The sequence below is a fragment of the Frankia sp. CoBUL1 genome (assembly GCF_978021245.1).
In genome coordinates this window covers 1-3776 of sequence record NZ_CDXDOS010000293.1, presented here as the reverse complement: position 1 = coordinate 3776, position 3776 = coordinate 1, and the positions used below count along the sequence as shown (strand labels likewise).

The window sequence follows — 3776 nt, the reverse complement described above, 5'->3', positions numbered from 1 at the left end:
GACGTGGGTGGAGGTGCTGAGGCCAGGGCGGGGCAGCACCGCGTCGGCCGTGGTCGCCGGCGTCACCGTGGTCGTCGGCGTCACCGTGGTCGCCGAGCCCGGTACCGCCGGCTGGCCGCCGGGGTCGCGACGGCCCTCGTTGTGCTGGTGGCGATGACCGCCTGGGTGGTCGTGCGCGGAGTGCTGGCCAAGTCCCGTCTCGACGAGGCCAGGCAGCGGATCGCCGTCCTGCAGCGGCAGGTTCTGAGCGGAGACTTGCCCCGCGAAGCCGAGCTGCGATCGCAGATCGAGCAGATCCGGCGGCGGGCCACCGCTGCGCGGGCCCTGACCTCGGATCCGGTGTGGTCGGCGTTCGGGCGGCTGCCCGTCGCCGGTTGCCCGATGCGCTCGGCGGCGACGCTGATCCGAGAGGTGGACGCGGCCGCCGGCACCAGCCTGCCGGCCGTGGCCGACCTGGGTCCCTCCCTCGATCCGCGGGTGCTGCGCCAGCGTATGACGATCAATCTCCGAGCGCTCGCCGCGGTCCGCCGCCCGGCCGAGCGATCCTTCAACGCCCTCTCCGCGTTGCGGGCGGCGGCGGAGAACGTACCCGACTGCGGATGGGCCGGGCGCGTCAGCGGCATCGCCGACGCCCGCGCCGAGATGATCGATCGGAGCCGGCGCCTGGCCGGTGCGCTGGACACCGTTGTTCTGGCCGCCCGGGTCGGTCCCGAGATGCTCGGCGGGGGCGGTGCCCGTCGCTACCTGCTGATCGTCCAGAACCCGGCCGAGTCCCGTGCCAACGGGGGGATCATCGGTGGGTTCGGCCTGCTGACCGCGGAGCACGGGCGGCTGTCCCTCGACGGCATCTCGGGCAACGGTGCTCTGCCGGGAGGTCCCACCCAGCAGCAACCCGCGACGGGGCTGCCGGTCCCGTTCGCGGCCCGTTACGGCGCCTTCTGGCCCGACCGTATCTGGGCGAACATCAACCTGACCCCCGACTATCCGATGGCCGGCAGGCTCTACAGCGCGTTCTACCGGGCCGGCACGGGCCTCGACGTCGACGGCACGATCAGCCTCGACCCCACGACGTTGTCGTATCTTCTCGCCGCGAGCCGGCCCGCGGTGCTCCCCGACGGCACGTCGGTGGCCGCGGGGCACCTGGTCGATCTCGTCGAGTCGCGCGTCTATGGCGAGATCATGGACGCGGCCGCCCGCGACCGCTTCTTCGCCCAGGTCGGTCAGGCCGTCTATGCGGCCGTGGAGTCGGGAGCCGGCGACACGACGAAACTGGTGACCGCGCTGGGACGGGCCGCTCGCGAGGGTCGGCTGGAAATATCCAGCAACCACGCCGAGGAGCAGCGGATTCTTTCGTCCACGGCGCTGGGTGGTGCGCTGCCGGACGCGCCTGGGCCGTTTCTCGGGGTCGTCACCCAGAACGCGACGGCGAGCAAGCTGGACTACTGGCTACGGCGGCAGACCACCTACCGCATGCAGCGGCAGCCGAACGGCGCCGGCCTGGCGACGATCACGATCCGGCTCACCAACGCCGCCCCCGACGGGCTGCCGGCCTATGTGCGCCACCGGCAGGATCTCAAGGATGCCGCTGGGAATCTCCGGGCGCAGAACAATCTCTGGCTCTCGGTGTACACGGGCCGAGGCAGCTGGCTCGTCGGTGCCCGGCTCGACGGTGCGCCCGTCGGCCTCGCCGGCGGTTCCGAGTCCGGGCATCCCGTGCTCTCCACCTATCTCACCGTCGATCGCGGCCAGACCCGGACCCTGGAAATCAAGGTCCGGGAGCCGGTAGGCGGCCCGGCACTCACCGTGCGTCCACAGCCGTTGCCCGTCGCGGAGCGCCTGGAGGTGCAGGGGCTACCGGTCGTCCCTCCCTGGTCATCCCAAGGGTCGTCCCAAACCCAGAACTGACTACTCTGACTGCAGAGAGTTCTGGCCCTTCACTCGCATCGAGTCGCCCGCATCGGGGCCTGATCCGCTTCGTCCTCAACGCAGCGGATCGAACGGGGACAGCTCGGCCGCGGGCGCACCGGTGGCGATGGCGTCGGCGAGGAGGCGGCCGGTGACCGGACCGAGGGTGATGCCCCACATGCCGTGCCCGCCGGCGATGAAGACCCGCGGCGAGGTGGTCGGGCCGACCAGCGGCAGACCGTCCGGGGTGCACGGGCGTGGTCCTACCCACTCGGCGGTGCGGGTGTCCAGGTCCACCCCGCGCAGCAGGCCGCGGGTCGCCTCGACCACCGCCCGGATGCGCCGCGGGTCGGCCGCCGTGTCCGGATGGCGGAACTCCATCATGCCGGCGACCCGCAGGCCGTCCCTCAGGGGAGTGCAGGCCACCCGGGAGGCGGGGAAGTAGATCGGACCGCTCGGCGGCTGTTCGGTCGCGACCAGGAAGCTGTATCCGCGACCGGCCTGGACGGGAAGGCGGACCCCGAACGGACGGGCCAGCCGGGGAAGCCAGGCGCCGGTGGCGATCACTGCCGCGTCGTAAGGCCCAGCGGGCCCCCCTGGTCCGAGCAACTCCACCCGGCCACCTGCCTCGCGCACCTCGTCGATGGCCATCGCCTCGTGCACGAGGCCGCCGCGTTCCCGGACGCTGTCGGCGAGGGCGGCGACGAAGCGGCCGGGATCGCAGAACCGCTGGCCCTGCACGGATACGACGTACCGGACCTGCTCGGACAGCAGAGGTTCGAGGTCGCGGGCGGCCGCCGGGTCCAGCACCTCGGCATCGACGGGTTGGCCGGTCGCCCGGATCTCGGCGAGCTCCGTCAGGAGGGCGTCGAGGCCGGACCGGTCGCGATAGCCGGCCAGGAACGGGTCGGCGGCGCGGGTCGGCGCGGTCACGCCGCCCGCCGCGAGCTCGTCAAAGGCATCGAGAGCAGCGCGGGTCAACGGCACCAGCGCGCGCATGGCGGTTCGCCACCGCGCGGTCGTGCTGTGCCGGACGAATCCGGCGATGAAACGGGCGAGCCCCAGATCGGCGACCGGCGGCACGTACACCGGTGAGTCCGGGCGCAGGAGCACCCGCAGCCCGTAGCGCAGGACCGCGGGCTCCGGCAGGGGCGTCGCGAGCCCCGGGGTGAGCCAGCCGGCATTGCCCCAGGACGATCCGGCCCCGGCCCAGGTGGGTCCGGCGGTGAGGTGGTCGCGGTCGAAGACCGTCACCCGCCTGCCGCGGTCCTGGAGGAACCACGCCACGCACAGCCCGACCATCCCGCCGCCGATCACCGCGACCTGGTCGGGAACGGCGTGCCCCGGCCGCGGGCGTGACCCGTGCGGCGCGCTCAGCCCCGCGGCGTTCCCGGCCGGTCGGGTCGTGTCCGTCGATTCCGTCACGTCCGCCTCGATCGGGTGATTTCCCACCGCCGCCATTATCCTCCCGCGACGCCGGATCCGCTGTCTACAGCACCACCTCACCGGCCTTCCGACCTGTAATCCGTCGTCGAGTCCCCTCACCGGCCGCCTCGCCCGCGACCGGGGCCACCAGGCCCTGCTCACCGGGCACGGAATCGGCCGGACCCAGGCGGCGGTGTTCCTCGCCGAGATCGGGGACATCACCCGTTTCCCGACCCCGGGCATCTCGCCAGCTGGGCCGGGCTCACCCCACGTCACCGTGAGGCCGACACCACGGTGCACCGGGGCCACATCACCGAACAGGGCTCCACCCTGGTCCGCTGGACCGCGATCGAGGCCTCTCGATCCTGCCGGCGACCACCCCCGCCCTCGGCCCCACCAAGAGCAAGATCGGCGCCCGCCGCGGCCCGCACGCTGCTCACGTCCAT

Annotated in this window: 2 protein-coding genes and 1 pseudogene; 2 read left to right on the top strand and 1 reads right to left on the bottom strand. The window is 72.9% G+C overall.

Features of this window, described 5'->3' with window-relative positions; translation table 11 throughout:
* Positions 1-1905 (top strand): DUF4012 domain-containing protein (locus AC08OX_RS15765; protein ID WP_476608509.1); only part of this gene is annotated, 1905 nt, incomplete at its 5' end.
* A gap of 75 nt (positions 1906-1980) precedes the next feature.
* Here AC08OX_RS15765 and AC08OX_RS15760 read toward each other — a convergent pair.
* Positions 1981-3357: an NAD(P)/FAD-dependent oxidoreductase gene (locus tag AC08OX_RS15760; protein ID WP_476608508.1), complete on the bottom strand. Its 1377-nt coding sequence runs from the start codon at positions 3355-3357 to the stop codon at positions 1981-1983.
* 166 nt (positions 3358-3523) lie between these two features.
* Between AC08OX_RS15760 and AC08OX_RS15755 the strand changes: the two are divergent.
* Positions 3524-3776: pseudogene (locus AC08OX_RS15755) on the top strand (transposase); the annotation flags it as partial.